The following is a 19161-nucleotide window of genomic DNA, read 5'->3' as shown; positions in this document are numbered from 1 at the left end:
CCGGAATTTTTGACAATCTCTTGAACTGTGCGAAATGTCACATCTGTATTTTACAACCTCTTTTATAGTAAGGGTATGTAAGAGAGACGTATTAAAGGAGTGAACATGATGAAGAAGAAACCTTCAGCACTAATGAGACGTTTAAAATATTTTTCACCAATAGATCGTTATAACGATAATCATACACAAGAAACATATGAAGATCGTGAATGGGAAAATGTGTACAGAAAACGCTGGCAGCATGATAAAGTAATTCGTTCTACACATGGCGTGAACTGCACTGGTTCATGTAGTTGGAACATTTATGTGAAAGATGGAATTGTAACTTGGGAAGGGCAAGAGCTTAACTATCCAACGACAGGACCTGATATGCCGGATTTTGAACCACGAGGATGTCCGCGTGGAGCGAGTTTTTCTTGGTACATTTATAGTCCACTTCGTGTGAAATATCCGTATGTACGTGCTGTTCTTTGGAGTATGTGGCAAAAAGAATTACAAAATAATGATTCACCACTAGATGCTTGGAAAAGTATTGTGGAAAACCCTGAAAAAGCACGTAAGTATAAGCAGGCGCGTGGTAAAGGTGGATTTATTCGTGCGAATTGGGATGAAGTATTACAACTCGTTTCTGCTTCGTTACTTTACACAATCATTAAATACGGCCCAGACCGAAATGTTGGTTTTTCACCAATTCCAGCTATGTCGATGTTAAGTCATGCAGCGGGTAGCCGCTTTATGCAACTTATGGGCGGGCCGATGCTTAGCTTCTATGATTGGTACGCGGATTTACCACCAGCTTCTCCGCAAATTTGGGGTGATCAAACAGATGTACCAGAAAGTAGCGATTGGTATAACTCTGGTTACATTATGACATGGGGTTCAAATGTACCGATGACGAGAACGCCAGATGCACACTTTTTAGCCGAAGTTCGATATAAAGGAACGAAAGTTGTTTCTGTCAGTCCTGACTTCGCTGAGTCTACAAAATTTGCGGATGATTGGATTAGTGTGAAACAAGGTACAGACGGTGCACTTGCGATGGCAATGGGGCATGTGATTTTACAAGAATTTTACGTAGATAATCAAGTGGAATACTTCACAAAGTATGCGAAGCAATATACTGATTTTCCTTTCTTTGTCACATTGAAACAAAAAGGAGATCAATTCGTCGCTGATCGTTTCTTAAATGCTACTGATATTGGACGAGAAACAAAGTTAGGAGAATGGAAGCCTGTTCTTTGGAACGAGAAAACGAAAGATTTTGCAACACCTCACGGCACAATGGGGTCACGTTGGGATAATGAAAAGAAATGGAACTTGCGTTTAGAAGATGAACAAACAGGTGAAAAGATTGATCCACGTCTTTCTTTACTTGGAATGGAAGATGCTGTGGGAACGGTACAAATTCCGTACTTCTCAGATGAGGGAAATAAAGTATTGGAACGTACAATTCCAGTGAAAAAAATTATGACAGAAGAAGGCGAAGTGTTCGTTACAACTGTATACGACTTAACGTTGGCAAATTACGGTGTGAACAGAGGGCTCGGCGGACAAGAGCCGAAAGACTTCAATGATGATGTACCATTTACGCCTGCATGGCAAGAGAAAATGACAGGAGTGAAACGAGAGCTTATTATTCAAATTGCTCGTGAGTTTGCACAAAACGCAGTTGATACGGATGGGCGCTCGATGATTATTGTAGGGGCCGGTATTAACCATTGGTTTAATTCTGATACGATTTATCGCGCAGTTTTAAACCTTGTTCTTCTCGTTGGAGCACAAGGGGTAAACGGTGGCGGTTGGGCGCATTATGTCGGTCAAGAAAAATTACGACCAGCAGAAGGATGGCAAACAATCGCGATGGCAAAAGATTGGCAAGGGCCACCGAAATTACAAAATGGTACATCTTTCTTCTATTTCGTAACAGATCAATGGCGTTATGAAGATACACCGGTTGGACATTTAGCATCACCAATTGAGGGCAACTCTCGTTATCAACATCACGGTGATTACAACGTATTAGCGGCACGACTTGGCTGGTTACCTTCTTATCCAACATTCGAGAAAAATGGAATTGAATTATATAAAGAAGCTGTTGCTGCTGGTGCAACAACGCAAGAAGAAATCGGAAAATACGTTGCACAAAAACTAAAAGAAAAAGAACTAAAATTTGCGATTGAAGATCCAGATAATAAAAACAACTTCCCGCGCAACTTATTCGTATGGCGTGCCAACTTAATTTCAAGTTCTGGTAAAGGCCACGAATATTTCTTAAAACATTTATTAGGTACAACAAATGGATTAATGAATGACGATAGTGATTCGTTACGTCCAGAAGAAATTAAGTGGCATGAGGACGCACCAGAAGGGAAGCTTGATCTACTTATTAATTTAGATTTCCGTATGGCTGGAACAGCACTTTATTCTGATATCGTCTTACCAGCTTCAACTTGGTATGAAAAGCATGATTTAAGCAGTACGGATATGCATCCATTTGTACATCCATTTAATCCAGCAATCGGTTCACCGTGGGAAGCACGCTCTGATTGGGATATTTTCACCGCTCTTTCTAAAGCTGTGTCAGATTTAGCGAAGAAAATCGATCTTGAACCAATGAAAGAAGTCGTTGCAACACCACTTCTTCACGATACACCGCAAGAATTAGCGCAACCACTTGGCAAGATTAAAGACTGGAGTAAAGGTGAGTGTGAACCAATACCGGGTAAAACGATGCCACAAATTCATGTTGTCGAAAGGGATTATAAAACGATTTATGACAAGATGACTGCACTAGGACCAAATGCTGGAAAACAACCAATTGGTACGAAAGGTATTTCTTGGTCAGCAGAAAAAGAGTATGAGCAATTAAAGAGCAAATTAGGAGTTGTTCGAACGGATTCTATTGCGAAAGGTTGCCCAGACATAAAAGAAGCAATCAATGCTGCTGAGGCGGTATTAACGCTTTCCTCGACAACAAACGGTCATATGGCTGTAAAAGCATGGGAAGCACTTGAAAAACAAACGGATTTAAAACTGCGTGATTTAGCAGAAGAACGTGAAGAAGAATGCTTCACATTCGAACAAATTACAGCACAGCCGAAAACAGTAATTACTTCTCCAGCCTTTACAGGTTCTGAAAAAGGTGGACGCCGTTATTCACCATTTACAACAAATGTGGAACGTCTTATTCCTTGGAGAACGATAACGGGTCGACAATCTTTCTACTTAGATCATGACATGATGAAAGAATTCGGTGAAACGATGGCAACATTTAAACCAATTCTGCAACATAAACCGTTCCGAAAATCACGTCCTGAAGTAGAAGGAAAAGAAATTACACTAAACTATTTAACACCGCATAATAAGTGGTCGATTCATAGTATGTACTTCGATTCATTACCGATGTTAACGCTATTTAGAGGTGGTCCAACTGTTTGGATGAATAAAGATGATGCGAATGAAGCTGGCGTCGCAGATAATGATTGGATCGAGTGCTTTAACCGTAACGGTGTTGTTGTAGCACGTGCTGTCGTAACGCACCGTATACCGAGAGGGATGGCATTTATGCACCATGCACAAGATCGCCACATTAACGTGCCTGGTACGAAATTAACAAGCACCCGCGGGGGAACACATAATAGTCCAACCCGTATTCATGTTAAACCAACACATATGATTGGTGGATATGGCCAATTAAGCTATGGATTTAACTACTATGGTCCGACTGGGAATCAGCGTGACTTAAATGTTGTAATCCGTAAACTGAAGGAGGTAGATTGGCTTGAAGATTAAAGCACAAGTCGGAATGGTAATGAACCTAGATAAATGCATCGGCTGCCATACTTGTAGCGTAACATGCAAAAACACCTGGACAAATCGTCCAGGTGCTGAATATATGTACTTCAATAACGTAGAAACGAAACCTGGAATTGGTTATCCGAAACAATGGGAAGATCAAGAGAAATATAAAGGCGGCTGGGAATTGAGAAATGGTGAAATTCAGCTGAAATCAGGTTCGAAAATGAAACGCCTTATGAATATTTTCCACAATCCAGATCAACCAACCATCGACGATTACTTTGAACCTTGGAACTATGATTATGAAACATTAACAAATAGCCCGCAGCGTAAGCATCAACCAGTTGCTCGTCCGAAATCAGCAATTACAGGCGAATTTATCGACAAAATTGAATGGGGTCCAAACTGGGAAGATGATTTAGCTGGTGGACATATAACAGGATTGCAAGATCCGAACGTAAAGAAAATGGAAGAAGAAATTAAAACAGATTTTGAAAATGTCTTTATGATGTATTTACCACGCATATGCGAACATTGTATGAATCCATCTTGCGTATCTTCTTGTCCATCTGGTGCGATGTATAAACGTGAAGAAGATGGGATTGTTCTTGTGGATCAAAATGCATGTCGTGCTTGGAGGTTCTGCGTATCTTCTTGTCCATATAAAAAAGTGTATTTTAACTGGCAAACGAATAAAGCAGAAAAATGTACAATGTGTTTCCCGCGTATTGAAGCTGGTATGCCAACGATTTGTTCGGAAACATGTGTAGGACGTATCAGGTATATTGGGGTAATGCTATATGACGCTGAGAAAGTGAAAGAAGCAGCTTCTGTTGAAGATGAAAAAGATTTATATGAATCTCAGCTTACTGTTTTCCTAGATCCAAATGATCCAGAAGTAGCAGCTGAAGCGAAAAAACAAGGCATTCCTGAAGAATGGATTAAAGCAGCACAAGAGTCACCGATCTATAAAATGATTATCGATTGGAAAATTGCACTGCCTCTTCATCCAGAGTACCGTACAATGCCAATGGTTTGGTATATCCCACCGCTTAGCCCGATTATGAATATGGTGGAAGGGAAAGGAAGTAACTGGCAAGCAGAAGAGATTTTCCCTGCTATCGATAATATGCGTATCCCAATTCAATATTTAGCGAATCTACTCACTGCAGGAGATGAATCCCACATTCGACTTACGTTGAAAAAAATGGCTGTCATGCGGACGCATATGAGAGCATTGCAAATTAATAAAGAACCAAATGAAGCAGTATTAAAAGAAATTGGTTTAACGAAACAGGATGTAGAAGATATGTATCGTCTTCTTGCTATCGCGAAATATAAAGATCGTTTCGTCATTCCGGGCACTCACCGTGAACAAGTTGCTGATTTATATAGTGAACAAGGAAGCTGTGGTTTATCCTTCGCAGGTGGGCCAGGGTCTTGCATGACAATTTCTTAAATAAAGGGGGCGGAAAATGATGAAACAAAGTTTACAAACTGCTTTTTCTTGTTCTTCTTTTCTTCTCTCCTATCCGGAACTTGGGTGGGGAGAAGCTTTAACTGAAGTACAAGAAGAGATTGAAGCAATTGAACAAGAAGACGTTAAGGCAGCACTTACAGCGTTTATAAAACAAGCACTAGATAAAACGAACGATCAATTAATTGATCGTTACGTATATACATTTGATTTTGGTAAAAAGACAAATATGTATTTAACTTATATGAACACAGGTGAACAAAGAGAAAGAGGTATTGAATTATTAGAGTTAAAACAGCATTATAAAAAATCTGGTTTTGAAGTAACAGATAAAGAACTACCGGATTATTTACCGCTTTTGCTTGAGTTTTTTGCAAATGCCAATGAGCAAGATAGTGAGCCAATTATGAGTAAATACAAGGAAAATATACAAGCATTGCACGTTCAATTAAAAGAAGCTGATAGTATGTATGAACCAATCCTTGTAGCTATTCTCCTCGCTATCGATACATGGGGTGTACAGACAAATTAGAAAGGAGAGTTGTCAAAATGATGGATCAATTTCTATGGGTGTTGTTTCCCTATATCATTTTTGCAATCTTTATCGGTGGACATATTTTCAGATACAACTATGATCAATTTGGATGGACATCAAAATCTAGTGAACTATTAGAGAAGAAAATGCTCCGGGCCGGAAGTCTATTATTCCACTTTGGGATCATGTTCGTAATTGGCGGTCATGTTATGGGGATTTTAATTCCAGAGTCCGTATACCGTTCAATAGGTATTTCTGAACATATGTATCATGTAGTAGCAATTAGTTTCGGACTTCCGGCAGGTGTTGCTTCTATCATCGGCTTAATTATATTAACGTATCGCCGTGTAACCGTAAAACGTATCATTGCAACGAGTACAACGGGAGATTATATTGCGCTTATTTTATTACTTATCGTTATGCTGGCAGGACTTTCCTCAACATTTTTAAATATCGACTCAAAAGGGTTTGATTATCGTACAACGATCGGTCCTTGGTTCCGAAGTCTCTTTATTTTCCAACCGAAAGTTGAATATATGATGGAAGTGCCTGTATGGTTTAAAATTCATATTATTGCAGCGATGGGTCTATTCGCAGTATGGCCGTTCACTAGACTTGTACATGTATTTAGTGCTCCAATTAAATATGTAAGCCGTAGTTATGTAATTTACAGAAGACGTATTCCTAATGAATTGAAAAAATAGTTTTGGTATACATGTTTAGTAATTTATAAAGAAAGCCGAGATCTAATTGGAGACCTCGGTTTTCTTTGTAGGTATAAGTATCTAAATAAGATGCTAATCAATGCTACAAACAGAAGCAGAGCAATCTTCACAAGCAATTTCACGTTTTAAAAATTGTAAATCATGGATTGTAATCTTTCCTTTATGAATAGAAATTGTACCTTGCTTTTTTAGTTCATTTAACATGCGATTTACACTTTCCCGTGAAGTTGCACAGAAATTAGCAAGTTCTTGATTCGTTAATGGTAAATCGATGAGAATACCATTTTCTTTTAATACACCGTAACTATTTGTCATTCGTATAAGAGTAGAATATAGGGCGCCTTTTTTGCCGTGTAATACTAAATCTCGGAACTTCGTTTGCATTCTTCTTAAATGTTCACTAATCCATTTCATAAATTCAAATACAAGTGCTGGTTTTTGGAGTAATGCTTTTTCTAACGCTTCACGCTTTATAACGCCTACTTCAACATCTTCAAGGCATTTTGAATTTAATAAATACTTCGCATTGTCCGTGAACAATGTTAATTCTCCAATAATGTCATATTCCGAACAAATACGGAGTGTCAATTCTTGTCCATCAGCACTTAGTTTACTAATTTGTACTTTTCCGGAGTGGATGATATAGAGTTCTGTCGCCTCCATACCTTCTTGGAAAATAAAACTACCTTTTTTTATTTGCATTTTATATTCAACAGATGCAAGTAATTCCTTTAGATCTTGAGATAATTTCATACTGTTTGCCACAGCAATCACCTTTCTTCATATAAGCAATACAATTCCTATTTTGAGTGTAAGTATGCTGAAAATGCAAGAGCTATTTCAAAATTGATGTAAAATTTCACTGACCGTAAGGAGTAGGAACTGAAGATGTGAACAAAATTCGAACGGATTTGTGAAGAATTTTTGAATGGGGAAAGTAATGTGAGAAAAGTCACATTGAATATGTAGCTTCTTTTTTATAATAAAGGCAAATAAAAAATATGAAACCTACTAAGGATTGCAGTAGAAAAGAAGGGATATGGATGCACGAGAAGATGAGGGATTCGTTAGAGCGGCCACTTCAAGATTTACGTATTTCAGTTATTGATCGTTGTAATTTTAGGTGTACATACTGTATGCCAGCCGAAGTGTTCGGATCTGATTATGCTTTTTTACAGGAAGAATTTTTATTAACATTCGATGAAATAGAAAGATTAGCTAGATTATTTATAAGTATGGGAGTCAATAAAATTAGACTTACTGGCGGTGAACCTTTATTGCGTAAAGATTTACCAAAGTTAATTGCAAGGCTTGCAAAGCTAGAAGGCTTAACGGATATTGGACTCACAACAAACGGTATTCATTTAGCAAAACAAGCTAAGGCGTTAAAAGAAGCGGGATTAAAACGTGTAAATATTAGTTTAGATGCGTTAGAGGATCACGTCTTCAAAAAAATTAATGGACGAAATGTAAGTACAAAACCTGTATTGAAAGGAATTGAAGCAGCAAAGGCAGCTGGATTAGAAGTAAAAGTAAATATGGTCGTAAAAAAAGGGATGAATGATAGTCAGATTCTTCCTATGGCTCAGTATTTTAAAGAACAAGAAATTCAGCTACGTTTTATCGAGTTTATGGATGTGGGCAGTACGAACGGCTGGAACTTTGAACAAGTCATTACGAAGGAACAATTAATAAAGAAAATTAATCGTGTATATCCGATTGAGCCCGCCCAGCCTCGTTACTTTGGAGAAGTAGCTAAAGTGTATCGATATGTAGGGAGCAATGCAGAAGTTGGCTTTATTACTTCTGTTTCTGAGTCATTTTGTTCTTCTTGTACGAGAGCTCGTATTTCGGCAGACGGAAAGTTTTTTACATGCCTATTTGGAACGAAAGGAACGGATTTGCGAACGCTTCTTCGAGAAAATATTTCTGATGCATCACTATTAAAAATTCTACAACATACATGGGAGTTTAGAAAAGATCAGTATTCAGATGAAAGAACAGCTGAAAGTGCAAATAAACGTCCAAAAGTAGAAATGTCTTACATTGGTGGATAACGAAAGGAGGGTTCCCTATGCAAGAGCGTTATTCAAGGCAAGTATTGTTTTCTGGAATTGGTGAAATGGGACAAAGAAAAATAAAAGAAAAGCATGTGCTCCTAATCGGTGCGGGTGCACTAGGAGCTGCGAATGCAGAAGCGCTCGTTAGGATGGGAATTGGAAAATTGACAATTGCTGACCGTGACTACGTTGAATGGAGTAATTTACAAAGACAACAGTTATATACAGAAGAAGATGCACAGCAGTGTAAACCGAAAGCAATTGCAGCGGCAGAGCATTTAAGAAAAATTAATTCTGAAGTAGAAATTGTACCTGTTGTAACGGATGTTACAATGCAAGAAATGGAAGAGTTAACAAAAGAAGCAGATCTTATAGTAGATGCGACTGATAATTTCGATACGCGCCTACTTATAAATGATATTTCACAAAAAGAAAATATACCTTGGATATACGGTGGATGCATTGGAAGTTACGGTGTAACGTATACGATTCTTCCTGGAGAAACACCATGTTTTCGCTGTTTAATGGATCATCCTATGGGCGGTGCAACATGCGATACAGCCGGAATCATTCAGCCAGCGGTACAAATGGTTGTTGCTCACCAAGTAACAGAAGCGATGAAAATATTGGTGGATGATTTTGAGGCGTTAAGAGGAACAATGTTATCATTTGATATTTGGAACAATCAATATCTCTCATTAAAAGTAAATAGGCAGAAAAAAAGTACATGTCCATCTTGTGGGAATGTACGCACGTATCCAAGTTTAACATTTGAAGCACAGATGAAAACGGAAGTGCTATGCGGGCGGAATACAGTTCAAATCCGTCCAGGAATAAAGAGAATTCTTAATTTAGAAGAAATTCAAAAACGCTTACAAAAAAGTGTGAATGTCAAAAAAACTCCATATTTACTATCCTTTCTAGTAGATGAATATCGTTTTGTGTTATTTACAGACGGCAGAGCGTTTATTCATGGGACTAATGATATGAAAATGGCAAAACGGTTATACGCAAAATATATAGGATGAACAGAAAGAGAGTTTCTTCTTATCAAAACGAGGTGAAAAAGAATGTTAGAAAAACGTACACCAATCTCAGTGGCAGAAGCAGTTGCACGTGTAATGGAATATGCCTATCAAGGTGAAATGGAAAAGGTTTCTCTTACAGAAAGTTACGGAAGAATCCTCGGAGAAGATGTTGTTGCAGATCATGATGTTCCGCATTTTGATCGCTCTCCGTACGACGGATTTGCGATTCGAGCAGAAGATACAAAAGAAGCAAGTAGCAGTAACCCAATTCAGTTTGAAGTGATAGGTGAAATTGGAGCAGGTTTTGTTTTTAAAGAGGAAGTAAAAGCATTTCAAGCTGTACGTATTATGACAGGAGCCGCAATTCCAGCGGGATGTAATGCTGTTGTTATGTTAGAACTAACGGAAGGGTTTGAAGAAAACAAAAAGACTTATATGAAATTAAAACGCTCTTTCACTTCTGGTGATAACATTTCTTTTCAAGGAGAAGATGTAAAACAAAATGCCATACTTGTGAAAAAAGGGATTTCTATTAACCCTGGAGTAGCGGCATTGCTTGCTACGTTTGGTTATAGTTCCGTGCATGTTGTAAGACAACCGGTTATTGGAATTGTAACGACAGGGAGTGAACTACTTGAAGTACATGAACAACTGAAAGAAGGGAAGATTCGAAATAGTAACTCCTATATGATCGCTGCTCAAATTGAACGAGAAGGCGGAGTTGTACAGTATTATGGACAATTCGCTGACGATTTTGAGACGTGTTATAACACTGTAAAAAAAGCGATAAAAGAAGTTGATATATTAATTACAACTGGTGGCGTTTCAGTAGGAGACTATGACTATTTACCTGCTATTTATGAGAGATTACAAGCAAATGTACTTTTCAATAAAATAGCGATGCGACCAGGAAGTGTGACAACTGTCGCTGAGCTAGAAGGAAAATTATTATTTGGTCTATCTGGTAATCCTTCTGCTTGTTATGTCGGATGTGAATTATATGTTCGACCAGTCATTGGAACATACTTGCACAGGAAAGATTCGCACTTATATCGAGCAGAAGCAATTTTACAGAAAGACTTTCCGAAAGCAAATCCGTTTACTCGTTTTGTAAGAGGGAATGTAGAATTTGTAGATGGCCAATTACAAGTTACACCAGTCGGTTTAGATAAATCTAGCGCAATTTCTTCACTTGCAGAAGCGAATGCATGTATCGTTCTGCCGGGAGGAACGAGAGGATTTGAAGCAGGAATAACCGTTTCGGTACTGTTATTAGAATCAAACGCCGGAAGTGAGTGGCCGTGGGAAGAGCCGCTTCGATCATACAAGTAACAGAAAAATAGATTGCTAATTTATACAAAGATAAGAGGTGCAAGATGACACATACGTATTATGAAGTAATTGATACTCCTATTTCAATTGAAGATGTTACAAGTAAAGTAATTCGCCGTGAGTGCGGTGCGGTTACTACTTTTATTGGTACTGTCAGAGAATTTACGAAAGGACGTCGCACGCTTTATTTAGAGTATGTAGCTTATAAGACAATGGCGGAAAAACAGCTTGAGAAAATTGGTGCTGAAGTAGAAGCGAAGTGGCCTGGGACATATATGGCAATTACACATCGCATTGGTACATTACAAATTTCTGATCTTGCTGTTGTTGTTGCTGTTTCTACACCACACCGGAAAGCGGCATATGAGGCGAATGAATATATTATGCAGCGTATAAAACAAATTGTTCCGATTTGGAAGAAAGAGTTTTGGGAAGATGGTGAGTCATGGATAGGGGATCAGTTAGAGAAGATAGCATATGGTAATGGCGAGCCTGAAAAGGAGATGAGAACATGATTGAAGTACTATTATTTGCACATTTGCAAGAAGAAGCAAGTAAGTCGGTCTTGCAAATAGATTGTGAAAATATTTCAGTTTCTGAACTAAAGGAAGTTCTGATTAAGAAATACAATGTAGCAATTTCAAACGAGATAATGGTCGCCGTAAATGAAGAATACGCAAATGAGGATGACATCATTCAAACTGGCGATGTCGTAGCAATGATTCCGCCAGTAAGTGGTGGTTGATTCTTTTCAGCCTAATCATGTTAGGACGTGATTAGGCTCGAGAGAATGAATATAACTATGCATACATAGGAGGGAACAGGATGAAAAGTCCTAATTTTCAATTAAGTTTACAAACTTCTAATCTAGTTATCGGTTTTATGGTATGGGTCATTTTATCATCATTAATGCCCTATATTAAAGCAGATATTCCATTAACTGCGGGACAAATTTCTATGGTAACAGCAGTACCGGTTATTTTAGGTTCTATTCTTCGCATTCCAATTGGTTATTGGACGAATCGTTACGGAGCAAGAAAATTATTCTTTATTAGTTTTATTCTTTTATTATTCCCTGTCTTTTACATTAGTGTTGCCAATTCTATGATGGATTTAATTATTGGTGGCTTATTTGTAGGGATTGGTGGTGCTGTATTCTCTGTAGGAGTAACTTCTTTACCAAAGTACTTTCCAAAAGAGAGCCACGGTTTTGTAAATGGTATTTACGGAGTGGGTAACGCTGGAACAGCAATTACTTCATTTTTAGCACCTGTTATTGCAACTTCAGTTGGCTGGAGAACGACAGTACAGTGTTATTTAATTTTACTTGCAGCATTTGCACTTATGAACTTTTTATTAGGCGATCATAAAGAAAAAAAGGTGAATACACCATTAATGGAACAAATAAAAGGTGTATATAAAAATGAAAAACTTTGGTTTTTATGTATCTTTTACTTTTTAACATTCGGATCATTTGTTGCATTTACAGTATACTTACCAAACTTTTTAGTATCTCACTTCGGATTAGAGAAAGTAGATGCAGGTATGCGGACAGCTGGCTTCATCGTATTAGCAACAATTATGCGCCCGATTGGTGGTTGGCTCGGTGATAAATTTAATCCATTTAAAATATTAATCTTCGTATTTATCGGTTTAACACTTTCAGGTATTATCCTATCATTTATGCCAAGCATGAACGTATACACATTTGGTTGCTTACTAGTCGCATTTTGTGCAGGTATTGGCAATGGTACAATCTTCAAGCTTGTGCCAATGTACTTCTCTGAGCAAGCAGGGATTGTAAATGGTGTTGTGTCAGCTTTAGGCGGACTAGGAGGGTTCTTCCCGCCATTAATTTTAACATTACTATTCCAACTGACAGGTCATTATGCAATCGGATTTATGGCGTTATCAGAAGTAGCGCTTGCTTGTTTAATCATTACAGTGTGGATGTATAGCCAAGAGAAGCTGTTAGTAATGTTAAAGAATAATTAATAGAGAAAAGGGTGCCTAGTAGAGGCATCCTTTTTTCTACTTAAACAAACAAGAATGAATTGTCTTATGTATAACAAGGGCCTTTTCGTAAATAATGTTGTTTTATTACTTAAGAATTTTATCTTTATTGATTTTATAAGAATTTCCCGCATAATTGTAACAAAGGGAGATGATTCCAAGTTAAGTAAACAGAATATCAGCACAACAGTTTCAGGAGATTTGATTGTTACCCATCTAATTGGTCAGATTAAAACAGAGGATGTGTATGAATGGTTTAATGATTTTGAGCAGGTTTGTCAGCAATTTATTTCTGAGGGGCGGAAATACAAATTATTGGTAGATAGAAAAGGATACACGCCAAATCATTTTTCTGTTCAAAAAGTATGGAAGGATAAGTTCTTCAATGAAACCATTTTGAATCATAGTAAGGCAATTGCATTTCTTCTTGAAGAAGGGGAGATACTGAAGTATTTGCAACAATCCAATACAAAAGAATCCGTGGAGTTTTTTGACGATTATGAACAAGCGCTAATTTGGTTGAATGAATATTCAATGTAAAAAATGAATTGAAAGAGTTGCTCGTAATGTTGCAGTTATCATAACATTTACTTGTTTACAAGTTGCCGAAACCATTCATTTTCTTCGCAGATTGCTTGTGCAGTTTCAAAAAAGAAACCAAAACAAAAAGAACAAACGCTTCTAAAAAACGTTTGTCCAAAGGTAATTACTATTTTAGCTAAGAAATAGATTATAATTTGTGTGTACGAGAAAGTTTTTTTATAAGATTAGGAAGGACAGAGGTTAACTCTAGTTTCAAACGCTTCGTAAACGATGGATCCTTACCTGAAGTTGAAATCGTTATAACATATTCATCATTTCGAATGACGCCAGGTGTGTGAAACGATGATTCTGTACCATCACTTACAACGTTAACCCACTGAAAATCATGGGCGGTCTGTTTGACCATCATATTTATAGCATGATGATTTGTAGCTGCATAAATAAGATGAGCATCTTTAATGTCATCATTACTAAAAGTTTTTTGCTTCCAAGTAATATAAGGAAGTTCTTTCATTTCCTCGCAAATCTCTGGGCTAATAACGGTGACGAAAGCGCCTGTATCTTTTAATCCAGACGCTTTTCGATATGCGATTTTACCTCCACCAATGATAACGACCACTTTATTATGTAGATTAAACATTAGAGGGTACATGCTATACATACACACATTCCTCCATTCGCTCTAATAATGCCAACTTCATATATGTATCAAACTTCAGGCAGTTACAAGTCGTAACGTGATCGTATTTTTTTGTATGCAATTTGATTTTTTGAAGCAATAATCCGGTAAAGAGAAGGTACGGCATGACATATACATGGGATGCGGCCGATGTTATAGTCTTGAGCTCAGCAGTAAAAGAGGGAGTTCCTTTCGTTAAAAAGGAGCACGATACTGGCATACTGAGTTTTCGTTCGACAGCTGCTCCGATTTGTTGTAACTCATGTATCGGCTGGGGGTCACTACTGCCTCTTCCTACGAGTAAAATACTACTACCTTGCATTGGAATAGTTTCACGTATTCTTTTCGCTACAAGTTCAACCATATGTGGATGCGTACTAAAAGGTGGTACAACTGAAAATGTTATATGTGGGTATTTCTTTTGTATTTGTTCTATTTCAAGAGGAATATCACGTTTATAGTGAGCTGCTGCAAATAATAAAACAGGTACAAGCATTATTTCAGTTGCTCCCTCTAGTATTGTTTCTGTAACTGCATCCGAAATGGTAGGTGATGTTAGTTCTAGAAAAGCTATTTTTTGAATTCTTTCGTTACGTTCTTTCATGACAGATTGAATAAAGCGAATAAATTGTTCATTGCCTTCTTGCAGGCGACTACCGTGTCCAACATATACAATTCCTTTCATCGTAGCACCAAATCTTTCTTCATAATAATGTCTTGTAATTGCTCATCTACATTATGTAATCCGACTTTATTCGCATAGTGTAAAGTTGGAACGTCGGTATACGAGAAGGGAATAGTAAGAATATCAATAAAACCAAGTCGTTTTATTTCTGATAAAAAAGTATCAATTGAGGCACGCCCTTCAAACACAATGCTATCCCATGAGAATTCAGAAAGTATACGAGAATGAACTTCATCGAAACGATGATCAATTGTATACTCATGAGTCATCATATAGGAGCCAGCACCAATTTTCTCTTGAATAAAAGCAATTCGGTTAATATTTCTGCCTAAATAAACAGTTGTATCGGAAGAGAACTTTGCTTGTTTACTTAGTAGCCCATATTGCATAAGTTTTTCTTGAGTGGCAACATTCATGTGCTGCAGCTCTGCCTGTAAGGAACGAATATCTTTCTGGTATTTACTACATGATTGCATCAAGATTTCTACACTTTCAGCTGAACAAAAAACAAGGCGATCAGCGTTAAAAATTTCATTGATTTGTTCAAGTGTTAATGTATATTCTTCCTTTTTGAAAGTTGGAATTTGATATATTTCTGCACCGGTTTCTTGTAACCTTTGCTTCATTACACTTGTTTTATTTGTTGCAGATGCAAATAAAACTTTTTTACCATGTAATGGTTTACGTTCTTTCCAAGCGATTTGATTACGTAAGGAAACGACATCACCAACAATCGTCATGGAAGGGTTAGAAATATTTTCGGTTTTGACGTTATGAACAATGGTTGCTAGAGTCCCTGTGACAACGCGCTGTTTCCCAGTTGTACCCCATTCAATGACTGCTACGGGTGTATCTTCTTTTTTTCCTGCTTGTAGTAAGTTTTCACAAATGGTAGGTAAGTTTTTTATACCCATGTAGTAGGCGATTGTGTCGCTATTGTGAGATGAATTATATTTTCCATAATCGGTTAAAGGACCTTTTGTATGTCCAGTTAGTAAAGTGACGCTATTACTGTAGTTACGGTGGGTGAGGGGGATACCTGCATAGCTACTAGCGGCGATGCTAGATGTAATACCTGGTACAATTTCATACGGAATGTTCGCAGATGCTAAAGTTTCTGCTTCTTCACCAACACGACCAAAAATAGAGGGATCTCCACCTTTTAAGCGTACAACGGTTTTTCCTTCTTTCGCAAATTGAAGGAGGTGGGCGTTAATTATTTCTTGTCGCATAATATGATTCTTTGGCATTTTTCCGCAATAAATAAGTTCACAAGTTGGCTTTGTATAGCTAAGGAAGCTAGGATTCAATAGGCGGTCATATAAAACGATATCTGCACGCTTTAAACAATCTATCGCTTTTTTCGTAATAAGCCCTTCATCACCAGGTCCTGCACCAACTAAATATACATATCCGTTCATAATCGCACCTCATCAATTTTTATTTAAAAGGAAGCCAGAGGAGGCTTCCTTTCGAAAATTACATGTATAAATAAATGTCACCATCAATAACTTCTACTTCGTATGTTTGAATACAGCCGTCATCAGGTTTTTGAACTTCACCTGTTATTAGTGAGATTTTCCAATCATGCAGTGGACAAAAGACGAATTCACCAGATACAATTCCTTCGGCTAATGGTCCATTTTTATGGGGACAACGATTTTCTACAGCTCGTATATCACCACTTGCAAGGCGAAATAGAGCGATAGACATATCTTTCATTTGTACCTCTTTACCGATTTGAATAGGAAGATCTTCTGCACCCATAACTTTTATTTTTTCTTTCGTTTGTAACATGTACTGCACGCTCCTTATTTTACAGTTTCTACTTCATACATCGCTTTTAATGAATTCGTTTCTAGTGCTTGTCCCCATGCTTCCGTATATGTGCTACGAGCTGTTTGGAAACGCTCATTTAACTTAGTGACCATATTTGTATCTTGCAGTATTTCTTTTATATGATCGAAGCCTAATCGTTTTGTCCAGTAGGCAGTGCGTTCTCCGTAAATACCAGTTTCACGATAATATTGCATGTAAGCTGTAGCGATGCGAAGAACATCATCTTCAGTAGGGACAATCATTACAAAATCAGCTTCACGCACTTCCGTACCACCATTTCCGCCGATATATAGTTGATATCCATTTTCGACACAAACAACGCCAAAATCTTTCGTAAGTACTTCCGCACAGTTACGTGGGCAGCCCGTTACACCCATTTTCATTTTATGAGGTGTATCTACCATTTCTAATGATTGTTCGAGTAACATACCAAGCCCTAATGAATCTTTCGTACCGAAACGACAGAAACGAGAACCGACACACGATTTTACATTACGAAGTGATTTTAAATACGCATATCCAGAAGTCATATGTAAGTCAGCCCATACGTTAGGTAAATCTTGTTTCTTAACACCATATAAACCGATGCGACTTGCGCCTGTAATTTTCACAAGAGGAACATCATACTTTTTCGCAACTTCAGCAATTTTCATTAAATCATCTGCAGTTGTAACGCCTCCGTACATACGTGGAATAACAGAGAATGTACCATCATGCTGAATGTTACCATTCATTCTTTCATTAACGTAACGGGATGATTTATCATCTTCATATTCTTCTGGAATCGCCATACGTAAATAGTAATTTAAAGCAGGACGACATTTCGAACATCCGTCTTCATGTGCAAAACCGAGTACATTTCGTACTTCTTTTGGCGATTTTAAACCTTTCTCATGAATCGCTTCTACGACTTCATCACGTGATAAAGGTGTACATCCACACATACCGGCAGATTGCGCTGAGGCATTAAAAGCATCTCCAAGTGTATGAGATAAAACTTGTTCTACAAGCGGACGACATTTACCACAAGATCCTGCGGCTTTCGTGCAGCCTTTTACTTCTTCAAAAGTAGTTAATTCATGTTCTAAAATGGCATGTACGATTGTGCCTTTCGTAACACCATTACATCCACAAATCGTGTCATCCGCACTCATTGTAGCAACGTTAAGTTCACTTTCTACACCAGCCTTGTGAAGAAGGGAAGCTGGTGTATATTGTTGTATATCTTCTTCTTTCCTTAACATACTAAAGAGGCGTGTACCATCAGCTGTGTCACCATATAAAACGATACCGACGACTTTATTGTCGCGAATTAATACTTTTTTATAGGAACGTTTACATTCATCAAAGATGAATATTGCTTTCGTTTGATCATCTTCATAGATTTGGCCAGCAGAGAATAAATCACAACCTGCAACTTTTAATTGCGTACCGACGATACTACCCGTATATCCATCAGTTTGTAAATTCGTTATATGTTTTGCTAATATTGCACCTTGTTCATAAAGAGGAGCAATAAGGCCATAGGCGATACCGTCATGCTCTGCACATTCGCCAACGGCATAAATGGATTCATCATTTGTTAGCATATAGTCGTTGACTACAATACCGCGATTTACAATTAAACTAGCATCTTTTGCTAATTGCGTATTCGGGCGTATTCCGACAGCCATTACAATTAAATCACAATCTACAACTTCACCATCTTCAAATTGAATGCCCTCAACATGGTCTGTACCAAGAATTTTTACCGTTTTCTTTTCCATGAGAAATTTCATGCCTTGTGCTTCTAAATCTTCACGAAGGAGAGAGGCTGCTTTGGCATCTAGTTGTTGCTCCATTAAGCTCGGCATTAAATGAACAACATGTACGTCCATTCCTAAGTCAATAAGACCTCTTGCTGCTTCTAAACCAAGTAATCCACCACCGATGACAACGGCTTTTTTCTTATCTTTAGCAGTATCAATCATAAATTGTGTATCTTCAATTGTTCGAAATCCTGTCACACCAGGAAGGGTAGAACCTTCAACAGGTAAAATAAAAGCACTAGAACCTGTTGCGATAATGAGCTTATCGTATGTAAGCGTACGATTCTTTTCTGTGACAATGATTTTTTCTTCTCGGTCAATACTTTGAACCTTTTCATTTGTATATAATGTTATTTCGTTTTTTTCGTACCAACTATATTCATTCATAATGATATCTTGTATATTTGTTTTGCCTTGTAAAACATGAGATAGCATAATACGGTTGTAGTTTGGATGCGGTTCATCTCCAAAAATAGTAATCTCAAATAAATCACTATCATGTTTTAATATTTCTTCCATACAGCGTATTCCAGCCATACCATTTCCGATCATAACTAAACGTTTTTTCATATTCATTTCCCCTTTTATGTGAAATACTGAACAAAGTATATTATGTTTCTATTATAGAAAATAAAAAAA

The 19161-nt window shown here is 37.6% G+C and carries 17 protein-coding genes; 11 read left to right on the top strand and 6 right to left on the bottom strand.

Annotated elements, in window-relative coordinates; genetic code table 11:
* Window positions 1-105 precede the first annotated feature (105 nt).
* Genes JDS81_RS18255 through narI form a run of 4 tightly spaced genes read left to right on the top strand, consistent with a single transcriptional unit; the run spans window position 106 to window position 6514 of the window.
* Window positions 106-3792: a nitrate reductase subunit alpha gene (locus tag JDS81_RS18255; protein ID WP_176521138.1), complete on the top strand. Its 3687-nt coding sequence runs from the start codon at window positions 106-108 to the stop codon at window positions 3790-3792.
* Window positions 3782-5257, top strand: a complete 1476-nt coding sequence (narH, locus tag JDS81_RS18250; protein ID WP_097954737.1) for a nitrate reductase subunit beta — start codon at window positions 3782-3784, stop codon at window positions 5255-5257. Before JDS81_RS18255 ends, narH begins: the two co-directional genes overlap by 11 nt.
* Window positions 5258-5276: 19 nt before the next feature.
* On the top strand, window positions 5277-5807 hold the full coding sequence (gene narJ, locus JDS81_RS18245) for a nitrate reductase molybdenum cofactor assembly chaperone (protein ID WP_097879376.1): 531 nt from the start codon (window positions 5277-5279) through the stop codon (window positions 5805-5807).
* 17 nt (window positions 5808-5824) lie between these two features.
* Complete coding sequence (gene narI / locus JDS81_RS18240; RefSeq protein WP_097954736.1) at window positions 5825-6514, top strand: respiratory nitrate reductase subunit gamma; 690 nt, start codon at window positions 5825-5827, stop codon at window positions 6512-6514.
* 93 nt (window positions 6515-6607) lie between these two features.
* Here the strand turns inward: narI and JDS81_RS18235 are convergent, their stop codons facing one another.
* Window positions 6608-7300, bottom strand: coding sequence for a Crp/Fnr family transcriptional regulator (locus JDS81_RS18235; protein ID WP_000013854.1), 693 nt, complete (start codon window positions 7298-7300; stop codon window positions 6608-6610).
* Window positions 7301-7578: 278 nt separating this feature from the next.
* Between JDS81_RS18235 and moaA the strand changes: the two genes are divergently transcribed.
* The 7 genes from moaA (at window position 7579) to JDS81_RS18200 (ending at window position 13508) form a co-directional block, all read left to right on the top strand.
* Window positions 7579-8592, top strand: coding sequence for a GTP 3',8-cyclase MoaA (gene moaA, locus JDS81_RS18230; RefSeq protein WP_097954735.1), 1014 nt, complete (start codon window positions 7579-7581; stop codon window positions 8590-8592).
* Window positions 8593-8609: 17 nt separating this feature from the next.
* The gene (locus JDS81_RS18225; protein ID WP_097954734.1) at window positions 8610-9623 is read left to right on the top strand and encodes a molybdopterin-synthase adenylyltransferase MoeB; all 1014 of its coding nucleotides are present in this window, start codon (window positions 8610-8612) and stop codon (window positions 9621-9623) included.
* Window positions 9624-9665: 42 nt separating this feature from the next.
* Entirely contained in the window at window positions 9666-10955 is a 1290-nt protein-coding gene (locus JDS81_RS18220; RefSeq protein ID WP_097954733.1) for a molybdopterin molybdotransferase MoeA, read from the top strand.
* A gap of 44 nt (window positions 10956-10999) precedes the next feature.
* On the top strand, window positions 11000-11470 hold the full coding sequence (locus tag JDS81_RS18215) for a molybdenum cofactor biosynthesis protein MoaE (RefSeq protein ID WP_097954732.1): 471 nt from the start codon (window positions 11000-11002) through the stop codon (window positions 11468-11470).
* The gene (gene moaD / locus JDS81_RS18210; protein WP_000573668.1) at window positions 11467-11700 is read left to right on the top strand and encodes a molybdopterin converting factor subunit 1; all 234 of its coding nucleotides are present in this window, start codon (window positions 11467-11469) and stop codon (window positions 11698-11700) included. The genes JDS81_RS18215 and moaD overlap by 4 nt, the downstream gene beginning before the upstream one ends.
* Before the next feature lie 80 nt (window positions 11701-11780).
* A complete protein-coding gene (gene narK, locus JDS81_RS18205) occupies window positions 11781-12950 on the top strand; it encodes a nitrate transporter NarK (protein WP_097954731.1) in 1170 nt (389 codons plus the stop codon).
* A gap of 66 nt (window positions 12951-13016) precedes the next feature.
* Complete coding sequence (locus tag JDS81_RS18200; protein ID WP_242481373.1) at window positions 13017-13508, top strand: STAS/SEC14 domain-containing protein; 492 nt, start codon at window positions 13017-13019, stop codon at window positions 13506-13508.
* A gap of 190 nt (window positions 13509-13698) precedes the next feature.
* On the opposite strand, the gene JDS81_RS18195 is transcribed toward JDS81_RS18200, so the two are convergent.
* Genes JDS81_RS18195 through nirB form a run of 5 tightly spaced genes read right to left on the bottom strand, consistent with a single transcriptional unit; the run spans window position 13699 to window position 19092 of the window.
* Window positions 13699-14172 carry a precorrin-2 dehydrogenase gene (locus JDS81_RS18195; RefSeq protein WP_097954729.1) on the bottom strand — a complete coding sequence of 158 codons (474 nt, stop codon included), beginning with the start codon at window positions 14170-14172 and terminating at the stop codon, window positions 13699-13701.
* Window positions 14165-14875: a sirohydrochlorin chelatase gene (locus JDS81_RS18190; protein ID WP_097954728.1), complete on the bottom strand. Its 711-nt coding sequence runs from the start codon at window positions 14873-14875 to the stop codon at window positions 14165-14167. Before JDS81_RS18190 ends, JDS81_RS18195 begins: the two co-directional genes overlap by 8 nt.
* A complete protein-coding gene (locus tag JDS81_RS18185) occupies window positions 14872-16296 on the bottom strand; it encodes a uroporphyrin-III C-methyltransferase (protein WP_097954727.1) in 1425 nt (474 codons plus the stop codon). Before JDS81_RS18185 ends, JDS81_RS18190 begins: the two co-directional genes overlap by 4 nt.
* 58 nt (window positions 16297-16354) lie before the next feature.
* Window positions 16355-16672 carry a nitrite reductase small subunit NirD gene (nirD, locus tag JDS81_RS18180; protein ID WP_097954726.1) on the bottom strand — a complete coding sequence of 106 codons (318 nt, stop codon included), beginning with the start codon at window positions 16670-16672 and terminating at the stop codon, window positions 16355-16357.
* A 14-nt stretch (window positions 16673-16686) separates the two neighbouring features.
* The gene (gene nirB / locus JDS81_RS18175) at window positions 16687-19092 is read right to left on the bottom strand and encodes an NADPH-nitrite reductase large subunit (protein ID WP_097954725.1); all 2406 of its coding nucleotides are present in this window, start codon (window positions 19090-19092) and stop codon (window positions 16687-16689) included.
* Window positions 19093-19161: the final 69 nt, after the last annotated feature.

Origin of the sequence: Bacillus cereus group sp. N31 (assembly GCF_016483245.1) — a bacterium.
GTDB lineage: Bacteria > Bacillota > Bacilli > Bacillales > Bacillaceae_G > Bacillus_A > Bacillus_A toyonensis.
The sequence above is the reverse complement of the archived record's forward strand: the minus strand, read 5'-3'. Positions and strand labels throughout refer to the sequence as shown.

Excerpts from the sequence above, each read along its gene's own strand:
- moaD (WP_000573668.1), top strand. The coding sequence starts at position 11,467 with ATGATTGAAGTACTATTATTTGCACATTTGCAAGAAGAAGCAAGTAAG.
- JDS81_RS18185 (WP_097954727.1), bottom strand. The coding sequence starts at position 16,296 with ATGAACGGATATGTATATTTAGTTGGTGCAGGACCTGGTGATGAAGGG.
- narI (WP_097954736.1), top strand. The coding sequence starts at position 5,825 with ATGATGGATCAATTTCTATGGGTGTTGTTTCCCTATATCATTTTTGCA.
- JDS81_RS18195 (WP_097954729.1), bottom strand. The coding sequence starts at position 14,172 with ATGTATAGCATGTACCCTCTAATGTTTAATCTACATAATAAAGTGGTC.
- narK (WP_097954731.1), top strand. The coding sequence starts at position 11,781 with ATGAAAAGTCCTAATTTTCAATTAAGTTTACAAACTTCTAATCTAGTT.
- nirB (WP_097954725.1), bottom strand. The coding sequence starts at position 19,092 with ATGAAAAAACGTTTAGTTATGATCGGAAATGGTATGGCTGGAATACGC.
- narJ (WP_097879376.1), top strand. The coding sequence starts at position 5,277 with ATGAAACAAAGTTTACAAACTGCTTTTTCTTGTTCTTCTTTTCTTCTC.
- JDS81_RS18200 (WP_242481373.1), top strand. The coding sequence starts at position 13,017 with ATGTATAACAAGGGCCTTTTCGTAAATAATGTTGTTTTATTACTTAAG.
- JDS81_RS18255 (WP_176521138.1), top strand. The coding sequence starts at position 106 with ATGATGAAGAAGAAACCTTCAGCACTAATGAGACGTTTAAAATATTTT.
- JDS81_RS18190 (WP_097954728.1), bottom strand. The coding sequence starts at position 14,875 with ATGAAAGGAATTGTATATGTTGGACACGGTAGTCGCCTGCAAGAAGGC.
- moaA (WP_097954735.1), top strand. The coding sequence starts at position 7,579 with ATGCACGAGAAGATGAGGGATTCGTTAGAGCGGCCACTTCAAGATTTA.
- JDS81_RS18225 (WP_097954734.1), top strand. The coding sequence starts at position 8,610 with ATGCAAGAGCGTTATTCAAGGCAAGTATTGTTTTCTGGAATTGGTGAA.
- JDS81_RS18215 (WP_097954732.1), top strand. The coding sequence starts at position 11,000 with ATGACACATACGTATTATGAAGTAATTGATACTCCTATTTCAATTGAA.
- nirD (WP_097954726.1), bottom strand. The coding sequence starts at position 16,672 with ATGTTACAAACGAAAGAAAAAATAAAAGTTATGGGTGCAGAAGATCTT.
- JDS81_RS18220 (WP_097954733.1), top strand. The coding sequence starts at position 9,666 with ATGTTAGAAAAACGTACACCAATCTCAGTGGCAGAAGCAGTTGCACGT.